Origin of the sequence: Thioalkalivibrio sp., assembly GCF_041690275.1 — a bacterium.
GTDB lineage: Bacteria > Pseudomonadota > Gammaproteobacteria > Ectothiorhodospirales > Ectothiorhodospiraceae > Thioalkalivibrio.
In genome coordinates, this window is the sequence record NZ_JAWLHP010000044.1 from 1 (window position 1) to 25,669 (window position 25,669).

The window sequence follows — 25,669 nt, forward strand, 5'->3', positions numbered from 1 at the left end:
TTCGCATCGCGGCTGGAAGCCGCTCCTACGACGACCTCTGTAGGAGCGAGCCTGCTCGCGAATGCGCCGCCGCGGGATCCCCCGGGGACCGGCCTCCTGCAGGGCATCCATTTGCTACCATTCGCCGATGGACGTCTCCCGCCTCCTCGACCCGTTGAATCCCGCCCAGCGCGAAGCGGTGGCCGCGCCGCCGGGGCCGACGCTGGTGCTCGCCGGCGCCGGCAGCGGCAAGACGCGGGTACTGGTGCACCGTCTCGCCTGGCTGATCGAGGTCGAGGGCATCGCGCCCTGGAGCCTGCTTGCGGTGACCTTCACCAACAAGGCCGCGAACGAGATGCGCGGGCGCATCGAGACCCTGCTCGGCCAGCCCGTCAGCGGGCTCTGGGTCGGTACCTTCCACGGCCTCGCGCACCGGCTGCTGCGCCAGCACTGGCAGGAGGCGAAGCTGCCGCAGGGCTTCCAGATCCTCGACAGCGATGATCAGCTGCGCATGATCCGTCGCGTGCTGCGCGCGCTGGAGCTGGACGAGGCGCGCTGGCCGCCGCGGCAGGCCCAGTGGTTCATCAACGCGCGCAAGGACGAGGGCCGTCGGCCCGAGCACCTCCCGGACAGCGGCGATCCGGTCTCGCGCCAGTGGGTGCGCGTGTACACCGCCTATGAGCAGGCCTGCACCCGTGCCGGGGGGGTCGACTTCGCCGAACTGCTGCTGCGCGCGCTGGAACTGCTGCGCGACAACGACGATCTGCTCGCGCACTACCGCAATCGCTTCCGTCACCTGCTGGTGGACGAGTTCCAGGACACCAACGAGATCCAGTACGCCTGGCTGCGCCTGCTGGCCGGCAAGGAGTCCCCGGTCTTCGCGGTGGGCGACGACGACCAGTCCATCTACGGCTGGCGCGGCGCGCGGGTCGAGAACCTGCAGCACTTCCAGCGGGACTTTCCCGGCACCCGGGTGATCCGGCTGGAGCAGAACTACCGCTCCAGCGCCAACATCCTCAAGGCCGCGAACGCCCTGATCCGCCACAACGCCGGGCGGCTGGGCAAGGAACTGTGGACGGAGGGACGCGATGGCGCGCCGGTGCGACTGTTCGCCGCGATCAACGAGCAGGACGAGGCGCGCTTCGTCGCCGAGACCGTCGCCCGGCACGTGGAGCAGGGCGGTCAGCACCGGGAGTGCGCGGTGCTCTACCGCTCCAATGCCCAGTCGCGCGTGCTGGAGGAGACCTTCATCGCGCGGCGCATGCCCTACCGGGTCTACGGGGGCCTGCGCTTCTTCGAGCGCCAGGAGATCAGGGATGCGCTTGCCTACCTGCGCCTGGCCGCGAACGCCGACGACGATCCCGCCTTCCTGCGGGTGGTGAACCAGCCCCCGCGCGGGATCGGCGAGAAGACGCTCAATGAGCTGCGCGAGCTGGCGCAGCGGGAGGACCTCAGCCTGCACGATGCCGCGCTGAAGGCGCTGGAGGACGGCCTGCTGGCCGGGCGTGCGCGCAATGCACTGCTCGGATTCCTGCAGCTGCGCATGGAACTCGCCGGGATGCCCGCTGACCGATCCCTGGGGCACCAGGTGGAGGGGGCGATCGATCGCTCGGGCCTGCGTGAGCATTACGCGAACGAGAAGGGCGAGCGCGGCCAGGCAAGACTCGAGAACCTCGACGAGCTGATCGGCGCGGCCAGCGCCTTCGAGCAGGAGTGGCCCGCGGATGCCGAGGAGCGGCCCGGCGGCCTCACGGAGTTTCTCGCCCATGCGGCGCTGGAGGCCGGCGAAGGCGCGGCCGATCCCCACGAGGACGCGGTGCAGCTGATGACCCTGCACTCGGCGAAGGGACTCGAGTTCCCGCTGGTCGTCCTGGTCGGGCTGGAGGAGGGGCTGTTTCCCAACGCGCGCTCGCTGGAGGAGCCGGGTCGGCTGGAGGAGGAGCGACGGCTCGCCTACGTCGGGATGACCCGGGCCGAGCAGGAGCTGTACCTGGCCTATGCCGAGAGCCGGCGGCTCTACGGCCGCGAGTCCTACAACATGCCCTCGCGCTTTCTGCGCGAACTGCCGGAGGAGCTGGTGGAACCGCTGCGCCCGCAGGCACGGATCCGGCCGGCCGGGCGGTTTGCCGCGGCACGACGCGCAGGCGGCACCGGGATGGACCCGAAGCGGGCCGCTGCCGCGGAGGCGGGACTCGCGATCGGGTCGCGCGTTCGCCACGCAAAGTTCGGCGAGGGCGTGATCACCCAGTACGAGGGCGGCGGCGCATCGGCCCGGGTACAGGTGAACTTCGCCGGCGCGGGGGCGAAGTGGCTGGTGCTGAGCTTCGCGCGGCTGGAACCGATCGCCTGAGGTCCTCCCCCCGGGACAGATCTGCAAATCCGTCCGCGGCGGACCTGTTCGCAAGCGGGAGAGGGGAGAAAGTCGGCTACTCCTGCGTCAGCGCCGTGTTCCGCAGCAGGTGCACGCTGAACAGGCCCCGCTGATCGGTCCACACGCCCACCGTCTCCATGCCCGCGCGGCGGGCCAGACCCTCGAACTCGTCGAGCCCGTACTTGTACGAGTTCTCGGTATGGATGGTCTCGCCCGTAGCGAAGTCGAAGACCTCGTCCTCGATCCTGACGCGCTGATTCCTCGCGCTGACCAGGTGCATCTCCACCCGGCCCTCGGTCTCGTTGTAGACGGCCCGGTGGCGCCAGTGCTGCAGATCGAAATCCCCGCCCAGCTCCCGGTTGATACGCTCCAGCAGGTTCAGGTTGAAGGCCGCGGTGACTCCTTGCGCATCGTCGTAGGCGGCCTCGAGCAGGGCCTTTTCCTTGCGCAGGTCCACCCCGATCAGGAAGTGCCCGCCGGGACCGACGAGGTCGGCGACCGCGGCGATGAACTCCACCGCATGCTCCGGATCGAAGTTGCCGATGCTCGAGCCCGGGAAGAACGCCACCCGCGGTCCCTCGGGGGCGGTCGGCGGGACCTCCATGCGCCGCGTGAAGTCGGTGTGCGCCGCATGCACCTCCAGCCAGGGGAAGTCGGCCGCAACCTCTTCCGCGGCCATTCGCAGGTGATTCCGGGAGATGTCCATCGGCACGTAGGCACAGGGTTCGAGGCCCTCGAGCAGGATCCGGACCTTGGCGCAGCTGCCCCCGCCCGGTTCCAGCAGCAGGCCGCCGGTGCCGACCGTCCGCGCGATCTCGTCCGCGCGCTGCTGCAGGATCTCGCTCTCGGTGCGGGTCACGTAGTACTCCGGCGCCTCGGTGATCGCGTCGAAGAGCTTCGATCCGCGCTCGTCGTAGAAGAACTTCGGCGCGATGCGCCGCGGCCGCTCGCGCAGGCCCGTCAGCACCTCGCGCCGAAAGTCGGCCTCCGTGGGGTGCAGGTCGTGAAACCGGATGATCTCGCTGGTCATGGCAGCAACCTGCGGCCGCAGCGGTGGCGGGTGCCACCGCAAGGCCGTTGGTGCCGCGGATGTCCCGGCCTGTCCACCAGGACGCTGCATTGCATTGCCGTCATTCCTTCTCCTCCGTCGCTTCCGGACCCCGTACCACCAGGATCGAGACATTGACCTTGCGCACAAGGTTCTCCGCCACGCTGCCAAGCAGCAGCCGCCGCACCCCGCGGCGCCCGTGCGAGCCGACCACCAGCAGATCGGCCCCGGATTCCTCGACAGCAGCGGCGATGAGATCGGCGCTGTGCTCGCCGTGCCCGGGAAGCAGCGACGACTCCGCCTTCACGCCGGCCCGTCGGGCGCGCTCTGCCGCGCGTTCGAGGCAGTCGGCCGCATTCGCGTGCAGCGCCTGCTTGAGTTCGTTGCGGGTGGTCGTGTCCATACCCGTCGAGTGAAAGACATGCACCAGGTTCTCGTCGATCGCGTGCCCGATCTCGAGCGTGGCCCCGTGGATCTGGGCGAGCGAGATGGCCTCCTTCAGGGCCTGGCGCGACGTCGGACTGTCATCGATCGCGACGAATATGTGTCGATACATTCACTTCCCCTCGAAACAGGGCAGAGGTTCCGGCTGTCCCGGGGACCCCTGCCGGACGCACCGGCGGCCGATCCGCCGCCGGGAGTATTCGCTTCGCTCGCAATGACGGGCGCCGTCCCGCTAGGCCCGCGCCGGGTTGAGCAGCAACCTCTGCGCCGCGAAGACCACCGCGGCGACGCTGAGACCGATGATATCCGACTGCAGGCCGCCGCCGATCATCGCCAGCGCGGCCCCCAGCACCAGTGCCCGCACCACCCAGTTGATCCGGCCGAAGAACCAGCCCTGGATCGACGAGGCGAGCAGGTAGATCCCCAGCGCCGCGGACAGGAAGGCATGCAGGTTCTCGTGCCACTCGCCCTGCATCAGCATCGGGGCCGAGTAGAAGAACATGAACGGGACCACGAAGGCGGCCAGGCCGATCTTGAAGCTCTCCACGCTGGTGCGCATCGGATCCGAGCGGGCGATCGCGGCCCCCGCGTAGGCCGCCAGCGCCACCGGCGGCGTGATCGCCGACATCACCGCGAAATAGAAGATGAAGAAGTGCGCGGTCAGCGGATCGATGCCCATCCGGATCAGGCCCGGTGCGATCACGCTCGCGGCCACCGCGTAGGCCGCGGTGGTGGGCATGCCCATCCCGAGGATGATCGCCACCAGCATCGCGAACATCAGCGCGAGGATCTGGCTTTGGCCGGCGACCGCAAGCAGCAGGGAGGAGAACCGCACCCCGACGCCGGTCAGCGCGATCACGCCGACGATCACACCGGCCGCGGCGCACACCGCCACCAGCTGCAGCGACATCCGCGCCGCGATCTCCAGGGCATAGGCGATCTGCCTCGGTCCCATGCGAAAGGGGGTGAGCCAGCTCACCGCCGCGGCCGCGGCCATCGCGAGCGTGCCGGCGCGGATCACCGAGTAGCCCATGAACAGCGCACCGATCAGCGTGATCACCGGGATGAACAGGAAGACCCGGCGGGCCATGGTGGCGAACTGGGGCAACTCGCTGCGCGGCAGTCCGCGCATGCCCAGCTTCAGCGCCTCCTTGTCCACCATGAAGTACACGGACAGGAAGTACAGCGCCGCCGGAATGATCGCCGCGATCACGATCTCCGTGTAGGCGATGCCGGTGATCTCGGCCATGATGAAGGCCCCGGCGCCCATGATCGGTGGCAGCACCTGGCCGCCGGAGGAGGCCGCGGCCTCGATCGACGCCGACGTCTGCGGCCGGTAGCCGACCCGCTTCATCAGCGGGATGGTCAGCGAGCCGGTGGACACCACGTTGCCGGCCGAGGTGCCGTTGATCATGCCCATCAGGCCCGAGGAGAAGACCGCCACCTTGGCCGGTCCGCCGCGCGCACCCCCGGCCGCGGCGAAGGCGAAATTCACGAAATACTCGCCGACGCGGCTGGCCTGCAGGAAGGCCGCGAAGGTGATGAACAGGATGATGTAGGTCGAGGACACCGCGGTGGTTGGCCCGAGGACCCCGTTGTCGGTGTAGATGAAGGCGAAGAAGCGGGCCGGCGCGTAGCCGCCGTGTTCGAGCACGCCGGGCAGCCACGGGCCGACGAAGCCGTAGGCAATGAACATCGCCACGATGATCACCAGCGGCAGTCCGGCCAGCCGCCGGGTCATCTCGAGGATCAGCAGGATGCCCGCGATCGACGCGTACATGTCGTTCGGATGCGGAAAGACGCTGGCGCGGAAGCGCAGGAACTCGGCATGTCCGATGATGTACAGGCCCACCGCGATCGCGGCAACGGCCAGCAGCAGGTCGGGCAGGGGCAGTCGGCTCCGATCGCGGACCGGGGAGGTCCAGGCGGCGAGGATCGCGAGCACCGTGCCGGTGATGATCGGATAGCCGAAGGTCAGCAGCATCTGGTCCGCCGGTGCCCCGGTCGGTACGCGGGCATCGGCGAGCAGGGCATAGGTGATCTGCACCAGCGCGGTGAAGATCGCGACCGCGGCCGGCAGCAGCAGTGCCCATTCCAGACGGGTCGCGGGACGCTCCCCGCTGCCCTCGGCCGGAAAGGCGCGCGCGGAGAAGAAGATGAAGCCGAGCGTCAGGCCGCCGGAGACGTGGATCAGGCGATAGACCCAGGTCTCCAGCGGGTAGACGTTCATCACGCCGATGTGGAAGGCGGTGTAGAGCACGCAGGCACCCGCGAACACGGTACCGAGAATGCCAACGAAGACCCGCTGATTCGCGGTGACGACCTCGGCATCGACGGCGCCGGCCTGGGCGGTTACGGGAACGGTGACGTCCGGATCGGGGCCGTCGCCGTCCGGCTTTCGGTCTCGGGGCACATCGGTGGTCATCGGGACCCTTCTGGCGATTTCTCGAGCGCAAAGAAAACGGGCCAGAGCCGCAGGAACTGCAGCCTCTGGCCCGGTCGATCAGACGCGCGGGTGCGTCATCCCTGGAGGTCTTCGGGAATCTCGATTCCCTGTTCCTCGAAGTAGCGCACCGCCCCCGGATGGAAGGGCAGGAAGCTGTTGTTGTCCCAGTTTTCGGGCAGCGTCGCCCGGGCCGCCGCGTGAATCTGGACCATGCGATCGTTGTTTTCCATCACCAGCCGGGTGATCTCGTAGGCGAGGCTCTCCGGCATGTCGCTGTGGGCGACCGCGAAGTTCCACATGGCCACCGTGTGGTCGTCGGTCTCCTGTCCCGAGTAGGTGCCCGCCGGAATGGTGTACGACGCGACCTCCGGGAACTCCTCGAGGATCGTCTCGAGTTCCTCCGGGGTGAAGCCGAAGGTGCGCACGTCGGTCTCGGCGGCGAGTTGCGAGAAGGCGCCGATCGGCACGCCCGCCGCGAACGTGAAGGCGTCGATGAGGCCATCCTTCAGCTGGCTGGCGGCATCGGAGGCGCCAGTGAACGACGGACGCACATCCACCTCCAGCGTCTCCAGGAACCGCGGCCAGTAGGTGCCCGCGGTACCGCCGGCCGGACCCACGCTCACCCGCATGCCATCGAGATCGCCGACCGATTCGATGCCGCTGCGGCTCAGCGCGATGCCGTGGAACGGGGTCTCGTACATCGGGAACAGCGCCCGCACGTCGGTGTGCGGGATGCCGGGGGCGAGTTCGCTCTCGCCGGTCCAGGCCTCGAACATCGGGCCCATGGTGACCAGGCCGATGTCGTGTTCTCCCATCTGCACCAGAGTGGCGTTCTGCACCGGCCCGCCGGTGATCTCGCCGCTCGCGGAGATATCGAGGGCCTCCCCGATGAAGCTTGCGAGGCCATTGCCGTAAACGAAGTACACGCCCCCGACGCTTGCCGTACCGATGGTGAGGCTCCTCGGCCAGTCGCTGCGGTCCTGTGCGATGGCGCCGGTAGTGCTCAGCACCAGGGTCGTGGCCACCACGATCAGCCAGCGGGTGAGTCTGTGGTTCATGATCGTCGTCTCCTCTTCCGGACCGTGCAGTCGGTCCATTCTGTGTTTTTGCGCGGAGATCGGGATTGCCCCGTTCCGTCTGTTTCCGGCCGGCTGAATGCGCCGGCGAGCCGCTCCGGGACCGAACCGGCCGACCCTGCCCGGCACAGACGCCGAACGGGCCGGGACGGAGCCCGGGACGTCGTCCAGGCCGGCGCGACGCCCAGGGCACGGCTTCCCGCACTTATATCATCAGAATATCCGCGAAGTCTCGATTGGGGGTCCGCGGTACTCGGGAATTCCCCGTCCCGCCGGTCGCGGTCCCCGGACCTGGCACAGGTGGTCGGGACGCCGGGCGACGGCACCGCGGGTCGCGGCGATGGGTAACGGCGGACGCCGTGCGCAGCCCCGGCGGCGTGACTTCCGGGCCGGTTTTTGGCGACACTGTCAGGGCTCTCGAACCCGAAGGCGTGGTGATGGAAACGCTCTACCCACCGATCGAGGCCGGCGAGACCGGCACCCTCGATGTCGGCGACGGTCACCGGCTGTACTGGGAGACCTGCGGCGATCCGGACGGGCTGCCGGTGGTCTTCCTGCACGGCGGGCCGGGCTCCGGCTGCGAGCCCTGGCACCGGCGCTTCTTCGATCCCGCCCGCTACCGCATCGTGCTCTTCGACCAGCGCGGGTCGGGCCGCTCCACCCCGCATGCGGGTCTGGAGGCCAACACCACGCCCCACCTCGTCGAGGACATCGAGCGTCTGCGGGAGTCGCTCGGCGTGCGGCGCTGGGTGGTCTTCGGGGGGTCCTGGGGTTCGACGCTGGGCCTTGCCTATGCCCAGGCCCACCCGGACCGGGTCCTCGGGCTGGTGTTGCGCGGGATCTTCCTGTGCCGCCCGCGTGACATCCGGTGGTTCTACCAGTCCGGTGCCGACCGCCTGTTCCCGGAGGCGTGGGCCCGCTTCCGGGAGCTGATCCCGGACGAGGAGCGGGTCGACATGGTGGCCGCCTATCATCGCCGCCTGACCGGGTCCGACCGCGAGCTGCGCGAACGGGCCGCGCAGGCCTGGTCGGTCTGGGAGGGCAGCAGCTCCTGCCTGCGCCCGAACCCGGATGTCGTTGCCCACTTTGCCGATCCCTCGGTCGCCGTCAGTCTCGCCCGCATCGAGTGCCACTACTTTTTCAACGACAGCTTCCTCGAACCGGACCATCTGCTGCGGGACGCGGGCCGGCTGGCCGAAATCCCCGGCTACATCGTGCACGGTCGCTACGACGTGGTCTGCCCGGTCGAGCAGGCGGTCGCGCTGCATCGGGTCTGGCCACAGGCCGAGCTGCGCATCGTGCCGGATGCCGGACACTCGGCGGCGGAACCCGGCATCGCACGGGAACTGGTGAAGGCCACGGACGCCCTGGTCGGGCGCTTTGGATGAGGCGGCGCCGGGTCGGCCGGTTCCGGAAGCTCTCTGCAGGTCGCGTGCCGACCCGGCCGGCGGCGCGCGGTACTCCGGTCCGGGGGGCAGCGGCGTGATTGCACTCATCCAGCGGGTGTCCGAGGCCAGCGTGCGCATCGGCGGTGAGGTGGCCGGGGCGATCGGCCCGGGGATCCTCGCGCTGGTGGCGGTGGAGGCGGGTGACACGCGCGCGGCGGTGGAGCGCACGCTGGAGCGGCTGCTGGGCTATCGCGTGTTTGCGGATTCACGGGGGCGCATGAACCTCAGCCTGCGCGACACCGGCGGCGGACTGCTGCTGGTCCCGCAGTTCACCCTGGCCGCCGACACCCGCAAGGGGATGCGGCCGAGCTTCAGCGGTGCGGCCCCGCCCGAGCTGGGGACCGAACTCTTCGGGCTGCTGCTCTCCCGCGCCCGCGAGGCCCACCCGGTCGTCGCCGCGGGCCGCTTCGGCGCCGACATGCAGGTCGCGCTGATCAACGACGGTCCCGTGACCTTCTGGCTGCAGACCCGTGCGGGGTAGTGGTGGCGTCGGCCTCCACCCGCGCCCCGGATCCGTAGGTCCGTAGGGTGGGCAAAGCGCAGCGTGCCCACCGAACGGCACGGGGGTGAACTGGTGGGCACGCTGCGCTTTGCCCACCCCACGGGGGTGAACTGGTGGGCACGCTGCGCTTTGCCCACCCCATGGGGGTGAACTGGTGGGCACGCTGCGCTTTGCCCACCCTACGGCTTTTTTCGGGTGGGGGCTGGGGAGACTCTGATGACCATCCCCCGGTGGCCACACAGCCCCTTTCCGGTTATGTTCCCCCCACGATGAACACGCCCGAGGTTCCGAAATCCATCCGTCGCCTCGCGGGCCGCGCGATCGCCGACTTCGACATGATCCGCGAGGGCGACCGCATCCTGGTCGGGCTCTCCGGCGGCAAGGACTCCCTGACCCTGCTGTGGCTGCTGCGCAACCTCGCCCGCCGGGCCCCGGTGCGCTTCGAGGTGGGCGCGGTGACCATCGATCCCCGGATCGAGGGCTTCGATCCCGGTCGCCTGCGCGACTACCTCGCGGCCTTCGGCGTCCCGTACTTCTTCGTGTCCGAGCCGATTGCCGAGCTGGCCGAACGGCACATGGGCAAGGACTCCTTCTGCGCCTTCTGCGCGCGGATGAAGCGCGGCCTGATCTATCGCACCGCGCGCGAGCAGGGCTACAACGTGATCGCGCTCGGCCAGCACCTGGACGACCTCGCCGAGAGCTTCCTGATGAGCGCCTTCCACGGTGGCCAGCTGCGCACGATGAAGGCCCATTACCGGATCGATGCGGGTGATCTGCGCGTGATCCGGCCGCTGGTCTACGTGCGCGAGCGCCAGACGCGGGACTTCGCGGCAGCCGCGGAACTCCCGGTGATTCCGGACAGCTGCCCCGCCTGCTTTGCGAAACCGACCGAGCGCGAGCACATGAAGGCCCTGCTGGCCCGCGAGGAGGACCTGCATCCACGCCTGTTCCGCAACCTGCGCACCGCGATGGACCCGCTGATGCGCGCGGACGACCCGCCCGAACGGGAAGACGGGCGCGCCGTGCCATCGTCAGGGGTGGCGGCTGGCCATGAGGGTTGATGTGGGCATCGCGCGCGGCGTGCACCGGGCCGTGGAGGGACCGGCCCCCGGCGAGGGTGGCCGTTCCCGTGCCGGCGTCGACCACCCGTGAGCCGGCGGACCGCCGGAGGGTTCAGGGATCGGGTCCTCGGCGTCCTGCTCCGGCTGCTGGCGGTCCTGCCGCTTTCGGTCAACCACGCACTGGGTGCCGCGCTCGGCTGGTTCGCGTGGATCTCCGGCACGCGCATGGCGCGGGTGGCCCGGGTCAACGTGGACCTGTGCTTTCCGGAGCAGAACGCCCGCTGGCGGCGCAGGGTTGCGCGCCGCTCGCTGATGGAGATGGGCAAGGCGCTGACGGAGGCCCCGTGGCTCTGGCGCGCCGGGCCGGAGCGGTTGCGGCGCCTGGCCCGGTATCCCGCGGTCTGCGACCCGGGCGGTGACCGGCCCGAGGGCCAGGCCCTGTTCCTGGTCGCGCCGCACCTGGGCTCCTGGGAGTTCGCCGGCCTGCACGCGGCGAGCTACGGACCGATGACCAGCCTCTACAGCCCGCTGTCGATGCCCGGGATCGACCGCTGGATCCGCGAGTCCCGTGCCGCCACCGGCGCGCGCCTGGCTCCGGCCAGCCGCGAGGGGCTGCGCCAGCTGCAGGGCGCGCGCGACCGCGGCGAGCTCATCGGCCTGCTCCCGGACCAGAGTCCGCGCCGGGCCACCGGCGTCTTCGCGCCCTTCTTCGGCCGGCCCGCGCTGACCATGACCCTGCTGCCCCGGCTGCTCCGCGGCCGCGGCGACCGGGTGGTCTTTGCCTTCGCCGAACGCCTCGCCCGGGGCCGCGGCTTCCGCTATCACGAACTCGAGGCCGGTCCCGGGATCGCCGACCCCGATCCCGAGCGCGCCGCCGCCGAGATCAACCGCCTGGTCGAGGCCCTGGTCCGCCGATGCCCCGAGCAGTACAACTGGGCCTACAAGCGCTTCCGGCCCCCGCCACCGGGGGGTCACGATCCGTATCGGGGGTGAGGGCCGGGGGTGAGGGCCGGGGGTGAGGTTCATCCCACGCTCCCGTAGTGCACCGCGGAGCCGAGCCAGCGGCGGATCAGGGTCTGGGTGCGCTGGCGGTCGGGGAGGACCTGCTGGGCGAGGCGGGTGGCGGCGTCCATCAGGTCGCGGTCCCGGGCCCAGTCGGCGACGCGGTAGGCGCGGTCCCCGGTCTGGCGGGTGCCGAGCATCTCGCCCGGGCCGCGGATCTTCAGGTCCACCTCGGCGATCTCGAAGCCGTTGTCCGTGCGGCGCATCGCCTCCAGCCGCTCGCGCGCGACCTCGCCCAGCGGCGGGCGGTACAGCAGCACGCAGGCGCTGGCCCGCCGGCCGCGCCCGACGCGGCCGCGCAGCTGGTGCAGCTGCGACAGGCCCATGCGCTCGGCGTTCTCGATGATCATCAGGCTGGCATTGGGCACGTCGACGCCGACCTCGATCACCGTGGTCGCGACCAGCAGGTCGATTCCGCCGCGGCGGAAGGCGTTCATTACCGCGTCGCGGTCGCCGCCCTTCATGCGCCCGTGCACGCGCTCGATGCGCAGATGCGGCAGGGCTGCGCGCAGGCGCTCGGCGGTGCTCTCGGCGGCCTCCGCCTCGAGCACGTCGGACTCCTCCACCAGCGGGCAGACCCAGTAGGCCTGTACCCCCTCGCCGCAGGCCACCCGGATGCGCTCGATCACCTCCTCGCGGCGCTCGCTGCTGATCAGCGCGGTCTTCACCGGCGTGCGACCGGGCGGGCGCTCGTCGAGCACGGACTGGTCGAGGTCCGCGTACAGCGACATCGCCAGCGTGCGCGGGATCGGCGTCGCGGTCATGATCAGCTGGTGCGGAACCGGCCCGCTGCCCTTGTCGCGCAACGCCATGCGCTGGTGCACCCCGAAGCGGTGCTGCTCGTCGATGATCGCGAGCCCCAGGCGGGCGAAGGCCACCGACTCCTGGAACAGCGCGTGGGTGCCGACGGCCAGATCCTGCGCGCCCGCGGCCAGTCCCTGCAGCAGGGCCTCGCGCTCGGACTTGCGCTGCCGCCCGCCGAGCCAGGCCAGGCCGATCCCCAGCGGATCCAGCCACGCGCCGAGATTGCGCGCGTGCTGGCGGGCGAGCAGCTCGGTCGGGGCCATGAAGGCGACCTGGTAGCCGGACTCGATCGCGGTCAGCGCGGCCGCGACCGCGACCAGCGTCTTGCCGGAGCCGACATCGCCCTGCAGCAGGCGGTTCATCGGCACCTCGCGCGCAAGGTCCGCGCGGATCTCGGCGATCGCGCGTTCCTGGGCGCGGGTCATCGTGAACGGCAGGTCCTCCAGCAGCCGCGGCCAGAGGGACCCGCCGGGCCGCAGCGCCGGAGCGCGGCCCTGCGGCCGCGAGCCGGCGTTCAGCATCAGCGCGAGCTGGTGGGCGCAGAGTTCCTCCAGCGCCAGCCGGGTCAGGGCGCGACTGCGTCCGTTGGCCGCGCCCGGTTCCAGCAGCGGGGCCTCGGCGTCCGGCGCGGCCGGCTGGTGCAGCCCCCGCAGCGCCTCGGACAGGCTCGGCAGGCCCTCCTTCCGCAGCTCCGGCAGCACGTCCTGCAGGCGCTCCGCCTCCGGCAGCGCCGCCGCGACCAGGTCCCGCAGCAGCCGCTGGGAGATGCCCTCTGCCGCGGGGTAGACCGGCGTGAGCGCGGACTCCAGCGGCGGTGGCGGCCCGCGCAGGATGCGGTATTCCGGATGTACGCACTCCAGGCCGCCGGGCAGGCCGCGGATCTCGCCGAAGCAGCGCACCCGCACCCCCGCGGCGAAGGACCGCTGCTGTGCCGTCCCGAAGTGGAAGAAGCGCAGCACCACGCGGGCGCCGCCGTCCTCCAGGCGCACCAGCAGCATGCGGCGCCGGCCGTGGGCGATCTCGGTGCTCTCGACCGTGCCCTCGAACAGCGCGGAGGTGCCCGGACGCAGATGCGCCAGCGGCGTCAGGCGGGTGCGGTCCTCGAAGCGCAGCGGCAGGTGCAGCAGCAGGTCATGGGCGTGCTCGAGACCGAGGCGCGCGAGGCGCTCGGCCTGTTTCGGGCCGATGCCCTTGAGGCGGGTCAGCGGAGCGTCGAGATCCATTCGCCGCGGTCGCGCTGTGGGTTGCGGGTCAGGGCCGCGGCAGGTACAGGATCGCGTCCATCTCGACCTCCGCGCCCTTGGGGAGGGCCGCCACGCCGATCGCCGCACGCGCGGGGTAGGGTTCGCTGAAGTACTCGCTCATCACCTGGTTCACCAGCGGGAAGTGGCTGAGATCGGTGAGGAAGACGCTCAGCCGGGCAACGTCGTTCAGGGTGCCGCCTGCGGCGCCGGCCACCGCAGCGAGGTTGTCGAAGACCTGTCGGATCTGAACTTCGATGTCCCCTTCGACCAGGTCCATGGTGGCCGGCTGAAGCGGGATCTGCCCCGAGACATAAACCGTGTCGCCGACGCGAACCCCCTGGGAGTAGGTGCCGATGGCGGCCGGTGCGGCGTCTGTCCTGATGATCTCTCGCGTCATGCTGCATCTCCTCCTTGCGGGCGAAACCGGGAAGATACCGGCGGCGGCAGTCCTGCCGCAATGCGGGGCGCTCAGCCCTTGTTGCGCTGGACGCGAAGCACGTCGTTCAGGCGCCGCAGGGAGCGCATGATCTGCGCGAGGTGGCGGCGGTCGTGGACGGTCAGCGTGAAGGTCATCGCGGTGGTGTGGCCATCGCCCTCGTTGAAGGAGATGTGCTCGATGTTCGAGCCGTGGTCGGCGATTACCGCGGCCATCTCGGCGAGCGCGCCGCGGCGGTTGGCGGTCTGCGCGCGGACCGACACCGCGAACTCCGCGCCGGGCTCGTTGGACCACTCCAGCGCGACCGTGCGGCCCGCGCGCTCCCGCTGTTCGGCGACGTTGCGGCAGTTCTCGCGATGCACCACCAGCCCGCGGCCGGCGCTCAGCAGGCCGATGATCGGGTCGCCCGGGATCGGGCGGCAGCAGCGGCCGTAGTTCACCACCAGCCCCTCGGTGCCCTTCACCGCGAGCACGGCGCCGGTGCTGTCGCAGACGTCTTCCGCCGGCAGGGATTCCTGATCCACCAGCTGGCGCGCGACCAGCGTGGCCATCCGGTTGCCGAGTCCGATGTCGACCAGCAGCGCATCCACATCCGCGAGCTTCAACGCATCGAGGACCTCGTTCATGCGTGCCGGCGAGACCTGCCCGAGGCTCTGTCCCAGCGTGCCCAGCGCCCGCTCCAGCAGGCGCCGGCCCAGCACCATCGCCTCGTCGGCCTGCAGGCTCTTGAGGCAGTGCCGGATGCTCGAGCGGGCCTTGCCGGTGGCCACGAACGACAGCCAGGCCGGGTTCGGGCGGGCGCCCTTCGCGGTGACGATCTCGACCGTCTGCCCGCTCTGCAGGCGCGCGGACAGCGGCGCCAGCTGGCGATCGACCTTTGCGGCCACGCAGTGGTTGCCGACGTCGGAGTGAACCGCGTAGGCAAAGTCCACCGGCGTGGCCCCGCGCGGCAGCACCATGATCTCGCCCGCCGGGGTGAAGGTGTAGACCTCCTCGGGGAAGAGGTCGACCTTCACGTTCTCGAGGAACTCGATCGAGCTGCCGACGTTGTCCTGGATCTCGAGCACGTCCTTCAGCCATTCGCGGGCCCGGGTCTGGGCGGTCATCGCCAGATCGTCCCCGGCCTTGTACTGCCAGTGCGCGGCAATGCCGCTCTGGGCCACGCGGTCCATCTCGCCGCTGCGGATCTGCACCTCGATCGGGCTGCCGTGGGGACCGAACAGCACCGTGTGCAGCGACTGGTAACCGTTGGACTTCGGGATCGCGATGTAGTCCTTGAAGCGGCCGGGCACCGGCTTGTAGAGGTTGTGGACCACCCCCAGCGCGCGATAACAGCCATCGACGTCCGCGACCACGATGCGCACCGCGAAGACGTCCATCACTTCCCGGAAGGAGTGCCGCTTCTCCCTCATCTTCTGGTAGATGCTGTACAGGCCCTTCTCGCGGCCGAAGATGCGCGCCTCGATGCCGGCCGACTCCATTCGCTGGGTGATCGACGCCTCGATCTTCTGCATCGGCTCGCGCCGGTGGCCGCGGGCGCGCTGCACCGCCTCTTCCAGCACGGCGAAGCGGTGCGGGTACATCGCGGCGAAGCCGAGGCGTTCCAGCTCGCGGCGGACCCGGTTCATGCCCAGGCGCTGCGCGATCGGCGCGTAGATCTCCAGCGTCTCGGCGGCGATGCGGCGGCGCTTGTCCGGGCGCATCACGCCGAGGGTGCGCATGTTGTGCAGCCGGTCGGCGAGCTTGATCAGGATCACCCGGATGTCCTGGGTGATCGCGAGCATCATCTTGCGGAAGTTCTCGGCCTGCGCCTCGGCCTTGCTGCTGAAACTCAGGTGCGTGAGCTTGGAGACGCCATCGACCAGGTCGGCGACCTCCTCGCCGAACTCGGTGCGGATGCGTTCCTTGCTGGTCTGGGTGTCCTCCATCACGTCGTGGAGGATGGCCGCGACGATGGCCTTGTGGTCCATCCGCATCTCGCCCATGGTCCGGGCGACGGCGAGCGGATGGTAGATGTAGGGTTCCCCGGTCTTCCGCGTCTGGCCCTCGTGGGCCTCCGCCCCGAACAGGTACGCCCGATAGATCTCGTGAATCTGCCCCGGCCCGAGGTAGGCCTCCAGTTCAGCGCACAGGTCGCTGATCAGAAAGCGCGTGGAGTCGGTGGACGGTTCTGCGACGGCCCCGACGGCTGGAAGCGCGGAGCTCATGGCGGGTCAGCTTCAGCGGTCGTCGGCGTCCAGCTGCTCCAGGTGCCGAATGGTGCTGAAGTCCAGCATCTGCGGCTGCGGACGCTCGTCCGGCTCGTCGAATACCTCCTGACCGACCAGCCCCTCGGCGATCTCGCGCAGCGCGATCACGGTGGGCTTGTCGTTGTCGTCCGGCACCCGCGGCTCCTTGCCGTGGGCAATGTGGCGGGCGCGGCGAGCGGCCATCAGCACCAGCTCGAAGCGGTTGTCGACATGTTCGAGGCAGTCCTCGACGGTGATACGGGCCATTTCGAATCCAGAATGAGTCAGTTACGGCCCACCATCTTACGCCGAGGGGCGCGTTCCCGCCAACAGGGAGGCGATCATCGCGCGGTTGCGGGTCGCCTGCTCGGCGGTGCGCAGCCGGTTCGCGCGGAAGATGCTGGCCAGGTCCTGCACCGCGTCGCGGAAATCGCGGTTGACCACGGTGTAGTCGTACTCGTGGTAATGGGAGCTGTCCGACTCCGCGTCGCGCAGCCGTCGCTGGATCACGGCCTCGTCGTCCTGCCCGCGTGCGCGCAGGCGCCGCTCCAGTTCGGTGCGCGACGGCGGCAGAATGAAGATCGACTGCGCCTCGGGGATCGCGGCCCGGACCTGCCGCGCCCCCTGCCAGTCGATCTCCAGGATCACGTCGTGCCCCCCGTCCATCTGCGCCTCGACCGCCGCGCGCGAGGTGCCGTAGAAGTTGTCGAAGACCTTCGCGTGCTCCAGCAGATCGCCGGCCTCGATCATGTCCAGGAAGCGCTCCGCGCTGACGAAGTGGTAGTGCGCGCCGTCCACCTCGCCGGGGCGCGGCTTGCGGGTGGTGTGCGACACGGACAGCACCACGTCCTCCAGCTGTTCCAGCAGCGTCGCAACGAGACTGGTCTTGCCGGCCCCGGAGGGCGCGGAGACGATGTAGAGCGTGCCGCGGGGCATCGAATCGGGGTCGGTCATCGGTCTTCCGGGTGTCGGTGCGGGGCCTCGAGTGTACTGAGGGCGCCGGTTCTCCCGCCAGCTCCCGGGTTCCGGGACGTCCGCCGTGCACATTTCCGACCGCAACCGGAGGAATGCACAACGGGCGCCAGGCGTCCTTCGGCACAGGAAAACCGCATTTTCGCCGGCCGCTTGCCCCGTTCACGGCCTGTAAATTGCATGGAAGCCGACAGGCAGCGAACCAGGAGATGACTCATGGCCAGACCACGAATCAGTGAAGAGATGCTGAACGCATTCGTCGATCGGCAACTGTGCCCGGAAGACCGCCTGCACATCCTCCGCTCGATCTCCGCCGACCAACAGATCAGCCAGGAGATCTGCGACCGCCAGCGCATGAAGGAACTCATCAGCTTCGCCTACGGCCAGCCCGCCGCCCCCCCAACCCGCCCCCCCACCACCTGCCGCACCTTCCCCTGGCGCTGGTGGCCCCGCTAACCCCGGACCGGGCGGGGTCGGACCAAGGCAAGTCCCTGTTCTTTCTACAAATTGGTGCTCAAATCCGGGGCTTTTTCCCCCTTAGAGCGCCATTTTCATGCCCGAAAAGGGGTCGATAAGAAAATCGCGCCGAAATCGGCCGGATGCTTCTTTGTGGGGAGCGAGCCCGCTCGGCGATCCGGCGCCGGGGAATGCCGCCCAGCAGGCTGGCTTCGTGTAGGGGCGGCCTCTGGCCGCGATGGCCCTGGGCATTCGACACAACGCCGCATCGCGGCTGGAAGCCGCTCCCACGAGCCCCCCTGCAGGAGCGAGCCGGCTCGCGAACGCGCCGCCGGCTTGGCCTGGAGGGGCCTTTTCAGGTGCAAAAATGGCGTTCTAAGGCCCATGGCAGGTCCGTAATCGATGATAATCGTATATTTATCAGATGCTTGTCTTGGTCCGACCCCGGGGTCAGCCTGAGTGGCGCTCGATGTGCACGGCCAGCCAGATGCAGGGGGGATCGGCCGAGGTGCGAACCACGCGGTGCGGCGTGTGCGCGGGGATGAAGCAGTGATCGCCGGGTTTCAGGCACATGGCCTGGCCTTCGACCCGGAGTTCGGCCTCACCCTGCAGCAGACAGACCCATTCGTCCGCGGCCTGGTCATAGAGCGTCGGTTCCGGGCGGTCGCTGCTGACGATGCGCTCCAGGCGCACGTTGCGGCAGCGCAGGATCGCCTCGAAGGCCTCGCCGTCGCTCGGGGTCGGTAACGCGGCGAAGAGATTGCCGGGAATGATGCCGTCGAAATCGCTCATGAATTTCCTCGCTGGGCTGGTTGTCTAGACTCGGACATCCGGTGACTTTACTCATGGCGGGCGTGCCTCAGGTGTCTTTCTCTCCCAAATGGCTCTGTGCGATGGCTCTGGTCCTGGCAGCGGGCGTGGTCCGGGCGGATTTCACCGTGGAGCTCGACGGTGGTGATCGTCTGGAGGTCCACGAAGCCGGTGCCCAGGGTCAGGGACCGCTGTTCCTGTGGCTGGTGAATCAGTATGGCGAACTGGAGACACCGAATGCGGTGATCCAGGTCCTGGCCGAGCGCGGCGCCACCGTCTGGCGCACGGATCTCCTGGAGTCCCTGCTGCTCCAGCGCAGCAGCGAGGCGATCCGAAATATGGACGGTACGGCCGTCGCGGCGCTGCTCGACGCCGCCGTGCGTTCGGGCCGCGGCCCCATCGTCCTGGTCACCTGCGACCGCATGAGCGTGCCGCTGCTGCGCGGGTTGCGGGCCTGGCAGGAGGGGGGCGGCGATACCACCGCCGTTGCCGGGGGGATCCTGCTGTTCCCCAACCTCTATCGCGGCACCCCGGTGGCCGGAGAAGAGCCCGAGCTGCTGGGCATCGTCGCCGCCACCAACATGCCGGTGGCCATCTTCCAGCCGGCGATGGGCAGCAACCGCGCCCGCCTCGGGGAGTTGCTTGAGACCCTTTACGCTGCCGGAAGCCCGGCGTATGCATGGATGATCGATCAGGTCCGGGACTACTACCTGCTGCATTCGGACGAGGCCGAAAACAAGGCCCTGGACACCACCACGGCGGGCGCCATGCCGCAGGAGGTGCGCCAGGCGATCATGGACACGCCGAACCAGCTGCTCGAGGCGGCGCGGCTGCTCGCCGCCGCCCCGCGCCCGACCGAGGTGGCGGCGCTCGACGAACGGGCGGAGACGCCGATTGCCCCGGCCTACGGCCTGATCGAACGCGAGCCACGGCCGGCTTCCGAGTACGCGCTTGTCGATGCCCGTGGCAACCGTCACGAACTCGCCGATAACCGGGGCCGGATCACCCTGGTCAACTTCTGGGCGACCTGGTGTCCGCCCTGCGTACACGAGATCCCCTCGATGAACCGCCTGGCCGCGGCCTACGACGAGCGGGAATTCGGGATCGTGTCCATCAACTACCGCGAGGAGCCCGAGCATATCCTGGAGTTCATGCGGGAGGTCGAGGTGGACTTTCCGGTGCTGATGGACCAGGACGGCCGGGTATCCGACGAATGGGGCGTCTTCGCCTTCCCGAGCTCCTTCATCCTCGACCGAGAGGGCCGGATCCGCTACTCGGTCAACACCGCCATCGAATGGGACACCGACGCCGTCCGCCAGGTCATCGACGCCCTCCGGGGTCGGACCAACGCAAGTAATTGGTATTAATGGATAATATGGTTAAAGATGCGGGCACTTTCGGCCTTAGAGCTGCGTTTTTGGGGGCGAAAATGCAGCTCTAAGGTGTCGAAGGCGTGCCCACCCCGCCCTTCCCTTGGCGCCTAACCCCATGCCGCGCGCCGCAATGGCTCAGGGGCTCCCATTTCCGGGCCGAAAATGGCTTTCGAGGGGCTGCCGGGCTCATAGAGCCGCGGTTTTGCCGCCAAAAACGGGCCTCTAAGGGTTCCTCGGCGCTGAAATTCGAGCTCTTTGCGCGTCTAATCAGTAGCTTGCCTTGGTCCGACCCCGGAGGGTTGTCTTGGCTTATCATTGGGGTGCCCGGGGCGACGGGTGGGCGCGTTGCGGGTATACCGAAGGGGGCTTTCGCTGCGCTGTCCGTGGGTGTAGGTTCCCGTCCAGATCGTTTGGGAAATTCTGTCGAGGGAGCAGCGGTCAGAATGAACGAAGGGCAGCCATCTCCGGGATTCGATCTCCCGGCGCGGCCAGCGGCAACGGCGGACGGCGCGCCGGGTGCAACCCCGGCGCATCTTGCCGCGTGGCTCGAGCGGGTGTCGGCCGATGATCCGGCGGGATCGGCCAAGCGGGTGCTCGATACCGCCCGCATCCTGAACCGCACCCCGTTCGAACCTGCGGAGCTTCTGGAGCTGACCGGGCTGCTCGATGCGCGCGCAGCCGCGATCCTCGGCCGGATCGAAGGGCAAATGCGTGCGCTGCAGCCGCCGCTGGAAGGCGACGACAAACGGCTCGCGAAGACCCATGAGGAGCTCCTGCAGGAACTGGCGTTTGCCCAACTGCGACTCGTCGAGGAAGGCCTGGATCAGCGGCAGCCCTCCGCCCCCGACCCTGGTCGGGCGCTCCGCCGGGCCCTGGCGCTGACCGGAGGCCTGTGTCTGCACGGGTGGCGCCTGAACCAGTCGGAGCCAGAGGGGACATGGCACCGGATTCATCGCATGCTGGCGGTTGCGGAGGAGCTCGGCGTGGTCGCGGACCCGAGCGCCGAGGATGCGGCGGGGCTTGCGTTCGTTCCGGACAGCATCGACCGCGTTGCGGCCCGTATAGGCGTCCTGGCGTCCAGCCGGAGCCGCACGCTGCAGCCCGGGGAGATGGAAGCGCTGGCCCACTGGATCCAGTCGGTGCCGGTGCAGTGCACGGCGGTCACCGATCCCGGCGCCATGCCCGACACCTCGTCCAGGCTCTGGATGTCGCTGGACAGCGACGAGCCACCGTCGCTCATCGCCGGCGCGCCGCCCGCGGGCGATGCCAACGCCCGCGTCATCGAGTTGCAGCCGGTCCTGGCGACACTGCGCGCCGCGCCGCCGAAGGCGGCACCGGCTGACCAGCAGGGCACGGAGCCCCTGGACAAGCGCCTGCGCAAGCGCTGGGCGGTCCCGCTCGCCACCCAGTTCAACGACGGGCCCGCCCACGCCGGCCCGCTCGTGGCGGTGACCGGGCTGTTCGAGAGCCATGCGCTGGTGCACGCCGACATCCACTGCAAGCGATCCCCCTCCGGCATGATGTCGGACATGATGCCGGGCGGCTTCTTTGCCGCATCGGTCGATGACCCGCTCGGGATACCGGACGTCTTCAAGGCCGGCCTCGGCTACCGCGAGGCACGGGATGCGATGGACGTCGGGGGCAACGCCCCTCCGGTCCTGCGGGAAGTGGAGTGGCTTTCGCCGAGGCGTTTTCAGCACCTGGTGGACACCTGGGAATCCGCCGCGCGCGAGGTTGATGAGCAAGCGGATGCCGATGACGAGCCAGCTGCAATCCACAATGCCAGTTTCGAGCTTGATATCGGGCTGCACGCCAATGCCGAGGCCCGGCCAGCTGAAATCCGGGACGCCAGGCTCACCCCCGCCTGGCTCAGGAACGTCGGCGCCGGGAACGTCTCGCTGCTGCTCCAGGCCCCGACGCAGCGGCTCTACAGCGGCAGCCTGCTGGCGATCCGAATGGCGGACCAGGAGAAGATCCTGTGGAAGCTCGGCCTGATCCGCTGGCTACGCTTCGGGAACGATGGACATGTCTCTCTTGGCGCCGAGTACCTGGCGGATGCCTGCTGGCCGACCCGGCTGCATCTCATTGATTACGAGACGCCGGTCGATGTCGTCGAGCCTGGCTTCTTCTTCCGTGATCGCGGGCGCCCCGAGGTGGGTGTGCTCCTCTTCGCGCCCGATGCCTTTCACCGCGGAGCACACATCAGGTTCGACCTGTTCGGCAAGCCGTACACCGTGACGCTCAAGTCCATTCGTCGCATCAGCCACGCGCTGAGCCTGGGGGAGTTCCCCAACCCCTTGCGATCCCGATAGAGGATCGGACCCGGTAACGGGAAAATGCACGCAAAAGGTGAGTGTCCGGGGCTCCTGGAAATAGATCGGTCCCCGTTTTGCTTGTTCACACTGGTGCGCGCTTCTACAATCTAGACAGATCATCTAGACAGGTAGAAATCATGACCGAGCCCACATGGTCTCTTCAGGACGCCAAGAATCGTTTCAGTGCGGTCGTTGATGCCGCCCAGCGCGGTGAGCCGCAGTGGGTAACGCGACGCGGCAGACGGGTGGGCGTCGTTCTCTCGGCCGAGGTCTTCGAGCGTCTGCAGCGCCTGGAGAAGGCGGCGGCACCTCCGTTCAACAAGCTGCTGCTCGAGCTGCCACAGGACGATCAACCGTTCGAGCGGGTGCCCCTGCGGCAGCGCGATGTCGACTTCTGATGTATCTGCTGGACACCGTTGTTCTCTCGGAACTCCGCCGTCGTGAGCGCGATCCCGGGGTGGTGCATTGGATTGCAGGTCAGCGCCCCTCCGATCTGTTTCTCAGCGTGGTCACGATTGGTGAGATCGAACGTGGCATTCAGCTCCAGCAGACCAGGAACGCTGAGTTCGCGAACAACCTGACCGCCTGGCTGGACAGGATCCTTCGCCTGTATGCGGATCGCATTCTCGGAATTGAGACGGAAGTCGCTCGCCGCCGGGGGCGTTTCTCGGCGGCGATCGGCCACGATGGTGCCGACCTGCTGATTGCCGCGACCGCTCAGGAGCATGGACTGACCGTCGTGACACGCCATGTTCGGCACTTCGAGCCCACCGGCGTCGCTGTTCTCAACCCATGGAACACTCGCGCCAAGGGCTCTGTCTGACGCGGCACGGACCCCGGATCAAGTCCGGGGTGACGCTTTCGGGTCATCCTGGCTGGTGCGCCCGGTTCCCACCACATCCTCCACACGATCCGCGCTCAGCACCTGTTCGGACCAGTGGACGAAGAGGAGGCTGTCCCCTAGTCTGCAGGCTTGGAGGACACAGCGCATTTCCGGCAGATGCTGGTCGAACGCGGGATCCCGGCTGAATGGGCCGATCGCGCCACGGAATTTCCCGACCGCACCGAGGACAAAGGCGACGGGACTCGGCATTTCATCAAGCAGATTCCCGAGAGCGGCGGACGTTGGCTCACAGTTGTCGTGAATGTCGCATCGCAGTGACGCCCTCGAAACGCATAACGGTCTTTCTCGATCGCAGACTGAGTCGACAGACATGAAAATCAAGTTGGATAGGGATGTGGATGCACTGTATTTCCGGTTGGACGAATCCCGAATTGTCGATTCGGAAGAAGTGCGGCCGGGGGTCATTCTGGACTACGACGAGAACGATCAGATCGTTGGGATCGAGTTCTTGAATGTGTCTTCTCGGGTAGCCGAAGGGGAACTCGCCCTCATGCGATTCCAGACGGCCTGAACGCCCAAGTCCCGTCATCGCCGCCTGAGGGGCGAGCAAAGTGGGTGTCCCGGAGTTTTCCGCATGTCCCGGTTTCCCCAAGAGTACTCGGGGACGAGACCTGGGACGCTGCAGGGGTAGTAAACTTCGGAACACCGGATCGGGAACGCGCATGCATCCAGTCGTCCAGAAACATCGAAAGGAGCTTAAGGCCTTGGCCTCGCGCTATGGGTTACGGAGCGTGCACGTGTTCGGGTCTATGGCTAGGGGTGATGCTGACATGAACAGCGATGTCGATCTCTTGGTGGATGCGCCCCCAGGGACGTCCGCGTTCGTGCTCGGGGCCATGCTCATGGATGCCCAGGACTTGCTCGGCAGGCGGGTGGATATCGTTACGAGATCGGCGCTGAACCCTGCCCTGCGTGAACGCGTGCTCTGCGAAGCAGAGCTCTTGTAATCGGCTGGGGCGGTCGCCAGAACAACTTTGATACCGGATCGCGCAACAGACCATGTCTATGTCGAGCACATGCTCGATTGTATTGCCCGGGTGGAGGAATACACTCAGCTCCAACGAGACCGGTTCTTTGGCTCACGGCTGATACAGGACGCGGTCGTTCGGAATCTCCAAGTGCTGGCGGAGTCGAGTCAGCGGCTGTCGCAGGAGGCCAAATCTGTGGAAGCGAAAATCCCCTGGAGGGCGATTGCTGGTTTCCGCAATATCGTCGTACACGATTATCTTGGCCTCGATATGGAGACGATCTGGACTGTGGTGGAGGTTGAGTTGCCGCCCCTCCGGGCCGCTCTCGAGCGCCTGCGCGAATGAGGTGCTGAAGGCACCGGTCCGTCGGCGTGTATCCGTTGAACAAAATGGCTGTTACGGCGCATCCCTCCGGGCCTGAAGGGTTGGTCAGGCCGCCCGCCTCTCGAACAGCGCACGCGCAGCCCCCATCCCGCGCAGATACCGCGCCTGACGGGCCGCGCAGAGATCGGTGATGTGCGCCGGCGTGCCAATGGCGCTGCCGAACTGGCGCAGCATCCGGCCCGCGGTGGCGACGAACTGCTCGGGGTCGATCGCGAGCCGTTCCAGCAGCCTCGGGGTTTCGCCGGGGATGAAGCCGCGTTTGTCCTCGCGGATCACTCGGCCGGTGGCATCCACCAGTTCCAGGTAGTCGTCGAAGGCGAAGGGAATCGCCGCCGCCATGCGGCCGGTGGCATCGAAGGGCATGAGCGGTGCGTGGGGGCGGGGCGTTCAGGTGGGATTCCAGCCGCTGGAATCGCTGTCGGCGCGCTGGAACGCCGGGTTCTCCAGCTTCAGGCGACGCGCTCAACCTGCCGCACGGTCAGCAAGTCTGCATCGCCCACCTCGCGCAGATCCGAAATCGCCAGCTCCACCAGCGCCTGAGTACGCCCGGAAGCACGGACGAACTCAACGTCCGCAGCCGTGTCGCCATACAGTTCGACAACCGTCCCCAGATCACCGGCAGCCAGACCGTGCTCAGGTAAATCTCGCTGCAGAATGACCACATCCAGCAGATTCAGCGTCATGTCCTGTCTCCTGGCATTGCTGTCACCAAGCGCGCCGTCTTCGAGTGTTCCAACACGATCCAGACGGTCAGAACGGTCGCGCTTCTTCCGTTTGGCCCAGTCAGACTATCAGATACGAGATACTTGCTTCCATGGTCGCTGGGCAATGGGCCAGTCACCATACCATCGCGCCCAAGACAGAGAAGGGAGGTTTTCAATTCGGGCCAGTTTTCCTCCGTAAAACCCAGCGATCGAAAAAACCGCGCCTTGAACCGCCCGACGGGATGGCTGCTACTCAGCAGATAGTCCCTGACCTTCGCGTCCTCCACATGCAAGGCCTCAAGCTTCATGCCCTTCATCTCTCATGCAAACCTCGATCAATCCCGACAACCTCCGCGGAAACCCCGGCAGATAAGGGACTATCCGCTCCAACACTGGCGTCAGGCCCGAGTTGGCAGATCTGCCAGTACGATCTGCGGTTGCGAACGATCTGATTGTCGAATGGGGCTCTTCGCCCCAAAAAACGCTCCCGCACGCCGCGAGGCGCCGTTTATCCTGGATTCACGAGCCTCTGATGACGCTGACTGGGTAAGCGCAGCAAACGGCTGCCAAGCACCCGTGCCAAACGCGAACGAACTGACCAGGTGCGTCGAACTGATGGTCGATCAAGCCGCCT

Annotated in this window: 25 protein-coding genes and 2 pseudogenes; 14 read left to right on the forward strand and 13 right to left on the reverse strand. The window is 68.1% G+C overall.

Annotation, left to right across the window (positions count from 1 at the left end; genetic code table 11):
- Positions 1–127 precede the first annotated feature (127 nt).
- Entirely contained in the window at positions 128–2,329 is a 2,202-nt protein-coding gene (gene uvrD, locus ACESMN_RS09580; RefSeq protein ID WP_373053374.1) for a DNA helicase II, read from the forward strand.
- A gap of 76 nt (positions 2,330–2,405) precedes the next feature.
- Here uvrD and egtD read toward each other — a convergent pair whose 3' ends face one another.
- The 4 genes from egtD to ACESMN_RS09600 all read right to left on the reverse strand — a co-directional run bounded on the left by egtD (position 2,406) and on the right by ACESMN_RS09600 (position 7,346).
- Positions 2,406–3,380, reverse strand: coding sequence for an L-histidine N(alpha)-methyltransferase (egtD, locus tag ACESMN_RS09585; protein WP_373053375.1), 975 nt, complete (start codon positions 3,378–3,380; stop codon positions 2,406–2,408).
- Between the two features lie 100 nt (positions 3,381–3,480).
- The gene (locus ACESMN_RS09590; RefSeq protein WP_373053376.1) at positions 3,481–3,954 is read right to left on the reverse strand and encodes a universal stress protein; all 474 of its coding nucleotides are present in this window, start codon (positions 3,952–3,954) and stop codon (positions 3,481–3,483) included.
- 120 nt (positions 3,955–4,074) lie between these two features.
- On the reverse strand, positions 4,075–6,267 hold the full coding sequence (locus ACESMN_RS09595; protein ID WP_373053377.1) for a TRAP transporter permease: 2,193 nt from the start codon (positions 6,265–6,267) through the stop codon (positions 4,075–4,077).
- A gap of 95 nt (positions 6,268–6,362) precedes the next feature.
- Complete coding sequence (locus tag ACESMN_RS09600; protein WP_373053378.1) at positions 6,363–7,346, reverse strand: TAXI family TRAP transporter solute-binding subunit; 984 nt, start codon at positions 7,344–7,346, stop codon at positions 6,363–6,365.
- Positions 7,347–7,801: 455 nt separating this feature from the next.
- Between ACESMN_RS09600 and pip the strand changes: the two genes are divergently transcribed.
- From pip to ACESMN_RS09620, 4 genes are all read left to right on the forward strand, one after another.
- The gene (gene pip / locus ACESMN_RS09605; protein ID WP_373053379.1) at positions 7,802–8,752 is read left to right on the forward strand and encodes a prolyl aminopeptidase; all 951 of its coding nucleotides are present in this window, start codon (positions 7,802–7,804) and stop codon (positions 8,750–8,752) included.
- Positions 8,753–8,846: 94 nt separating this feature from the next.
- Positions 8,847–9,293: a D-aminoacyl-tRNA deacylase gene (gene dtd, locus ACESMN_RS09610; RefSeq protein ID WP_373053380.1), complete on the forward strand. Its 447-nt coding sequence runs from the start codon at positions 8,847–8,849 to the stop codon at positions 9,291–9,293.
- A gap of 290 nt (positions 9,294–9,583) precedes the next feature.
- A complete protein-coding gene (locus ACESMN_RS09615; RefSeq protein ID WP_373053381.1) occupies positions 9,584–10,375 on the forward strand; it encodes a tRNA 2-thiocytidine biosynthesis TtcA family protein in 792 nt (263 codons plus the stop codon).
- Between the two features lie 87 nt (positions 10,376–10,462).
- Positions 10,463–11,368, forward strand: a complete 906-nt coding sequence (locus tag ACESMN_RS09620) for a lysophospholipid acyltransferase family protein (protein WP_373053382.1) — start codon at positions 10,463–10,465, stop codon at positions 11,366–11,368.
- 29 nt (positions 11,369–11,397) lie between these two features.
- On the opposite strand, the pseudogene recG reads toward ACESMN_RS09620, so the two are convergent.
- The 5 genes and pseudogenes from recG to gmk all read right to left on the reverse strand — a co-directional run.
- A pseudogene (recG, locus tag ACESMN_RS09625) lies at positions 11,398–13,482 on the reverse strand (ATP-dependent DNA helicase RecG); the annotation flags it as partial.
- Between the two features lie 10 nt (positions 13,483–13,492).
- Positions 13,493–13,882, reverse strand: a complete 390-nt coding sequence (locus tag ACESMN_RS09630) for a RidA family protein (protein WP_373053383.1) — start codon at positions 13,880–13,882, stop codon at positions 13,493–13,495.
- A 71-nt stretch (positions 13,883–13,953) separates the two neighbouring features.
- Positions 13,954–16,128, reverse strand: a complete 2,175-nt coding sequence (spoT, locus tag ACESMN_RS09635) for a bifunctional GTP diphosphokinase/guanosine-3',5'-bis pyrophosphate 3'-pyrophosphohydrolase (RefSeq protein ID WP_373053384.1) — start codon at positions 16,126–16,128, stop codon at positions 13,954–13,956.
- Between the two features lie 12 nt (positions 16,129–16,140).
- Positions 16,141–16,416: a DNA-directed RNA polymerase subunit omega gene (gene rpoZ / locus ACESMN_RS09640; RefSeq protein WP_373053385.1), complete on the reverse strand. Its 276-nt coding sequence runs from the start codon at positions 16,414–16,416 to the stop codon at positions 16,141–16,143.
- 36 nt (positions 16,417–16,452) lie between these two features.
- Entirely contained in the window at positions 16,453–17,103 is a 651-nt protein-coding gene (gene gmk, locus ACESMN_RS09645) for a guanylate kinase (protein ID WP_373053386.1), read from the reverse strand.
- 234 nt (positions 17,104–17,337) lie between these two features.
- On the opposite strand from gmk, the gene ACESMN_RS09650 reads away from it, so the two are divergent.
- Positions 17,338–17,577 carry a hypothetical protein gene (locus tag ACESMN_RS09650; RefSeq protein WP_373053387.1) on the forward strand — a complete coding sequence of 80 codons (240 nt, stop codon included), beginning with the start codon at positions 17,338–17,340 and terminating at the stop codon, positions 17,575–17,577.
- 450 nt (positions 17,578–18,027) lie between these two features.
- Here the strand turns inward: ACESMN_RS09650 and ACESMN_RS09655 are convergent, their stop codons facing one another.
- Positions 18,028–18,369, reverse strand: a complete 342-nt coding sequence (locus tag ACESMN_RS09655; protein ID WP_373053388.1) for a cupin domain-containing protein — start codon at positions 18,367–18,369, stop codon at positions 18,028–18,030.
- A 53-nt stretch (positions 18,370–18,422) separates the two neighbouring features.
- Between ACESMN_RS09655 and ACESMN_RS09660 the strand changes: the two genes are divergently transcribed.
- From ACESMN_RS09660 to ACESMN_RS09695, 8 genes are all read left to right on the forward strand, one after another.
- Positions 18,423–19,754: a TlpA family protein disulfide reductase gene (locus tag ACESMN_RS09660; RefSeq protein WP_373053389.1), complete on the forward strand. Its 1,332-nt coding sequence runs from the start codon at positions 18,423–18,425 to the stop codon at positions 19,752–19,754.
- A gap of 449 nt (positions 19,755–20,203) precedes the next feature.
- The gene (locus tag ACESMN_RS09665) at positions 20,204–22,072 is read left to right on the forward strand and encodes a hypothetical protein (protein WP_373053390.1); all 1,869 of its coding nucleotides are present in this window, start codon (positions 20,204–20,206) and stop codon (positions 22,070–22,072) included.
- A gap of 140 nt (positions 22,073–22,212) precedes the next feature.
- Positions 22,213–22,473, forward strand: coding sequence for a type II toxin-antitoxin system Phd/YefM family antitoxin (locus ACESMN_RS09670; protein WP_373053391.1), 261 nt, complete (start codon positions 22,213–22,215; stop codon positions 22,471–22,473).
- Positions 22,473–22,898, forward strand: coding sequence for a type II toxin-antitoxin system VapC family toxin (locus ACESMN_RS09675; RefSeq protein WP_373053392.1), 426 nt, complete (start codon positions 22,473–22,475; stop codon positions 22,896–22,898). Before ACESMN_RS09670 ends, ACESMN_RS09675 begins: the two co-directional genes overlap by 1 nt.
- Positions 22,899–23,075: 177 nt before the next feature.
- On the forward strand, positions 23,076–23,237 hold the full coding sequence (locus ACESMN_RS09680) for a hypothetical protein (protein ID WP_373053393.1): 162 nt from the start codon (positions 23,076–23,078) through the stop codon (positions 23,235–23,237).
- Positions 23,238–23,289: 52 nt separating this feature from the next.
- Entirely contained in the window at positions 23,290–23,490 is a 201-nt protein-coding gene (locus tag ACESMN_RS09685) for a DUF2283 domain-containing protein (protein WP_373053394.1), read from the forward strand.
- A 151-nt stretch (positions 23,491–23,641) separates the two neighbouring features.
- Positions 23,642–23,926, forward strand: coding sequence for a nucleotidyltransferase family protein (locus tag ACESMN_RS09690; RefSeq protein WP_373053395.1), 285 nt, complete (start codon positions 23,642–23,644; stop codon positions 23,924–23,926).
- Positions 23,927–23,995: 69 nt separating this feature from the next.
- On the forward strand, positions 23,996–24,292 hold the full coding sequence (locus ACESMN_RS09695) for a DUF86 domain-containing protein (protein ID WP_373053398.1): 297 nt from the start codon (positions 23,996–23,998) through the stop codon (positions 24,290–24,292).
- Between the two features lie 84 nt (positions 24,293–24,376).
- Here ACESMN_RS09695 and ACESMN_RS09700 read toward each other — a convergent pair.
- From ACESMN_RS09700 to ACESMN_RS09710, 3 genes and pseudogenes are all read right to left on the reverse strand, one after another.
- Positions 24,377–24,709 (reverse strand): annotated as a pseudogene (locus ACESMN_RS09700) (transposase); the annotation flags it as partial.
- A 71-nt stretch (positions 24,710–24,780) separates the two neighbouring features.
- On the reverse strand, positions 24,781–25,014 hold the full coding sequence (locus ACESMN_RS09705; protein WP_373053396.1) for a DUF4926 domain-containing protein: 234 nt from the start codon (positions 25,012–25,014) through the stop codon (positions 24,781–24,783).
- Positions 25,011–25,352, reverse strand: a complete 342-nt coding sequence (locus ACESMN_RS09710; protein WP_373053397.1) for a DUF6883 domain-containing protein — start codon at positions 25,350–25,352, stop codon at positions 25,011–25,013. Before ACESMN_RS09710 ends, ACESMN_RS09705 begins: the two co-directional genes overlap by 4 nt.
- Between the last annotated feature and the right edge of the window lie 317 nt (positions 25,353–25,669).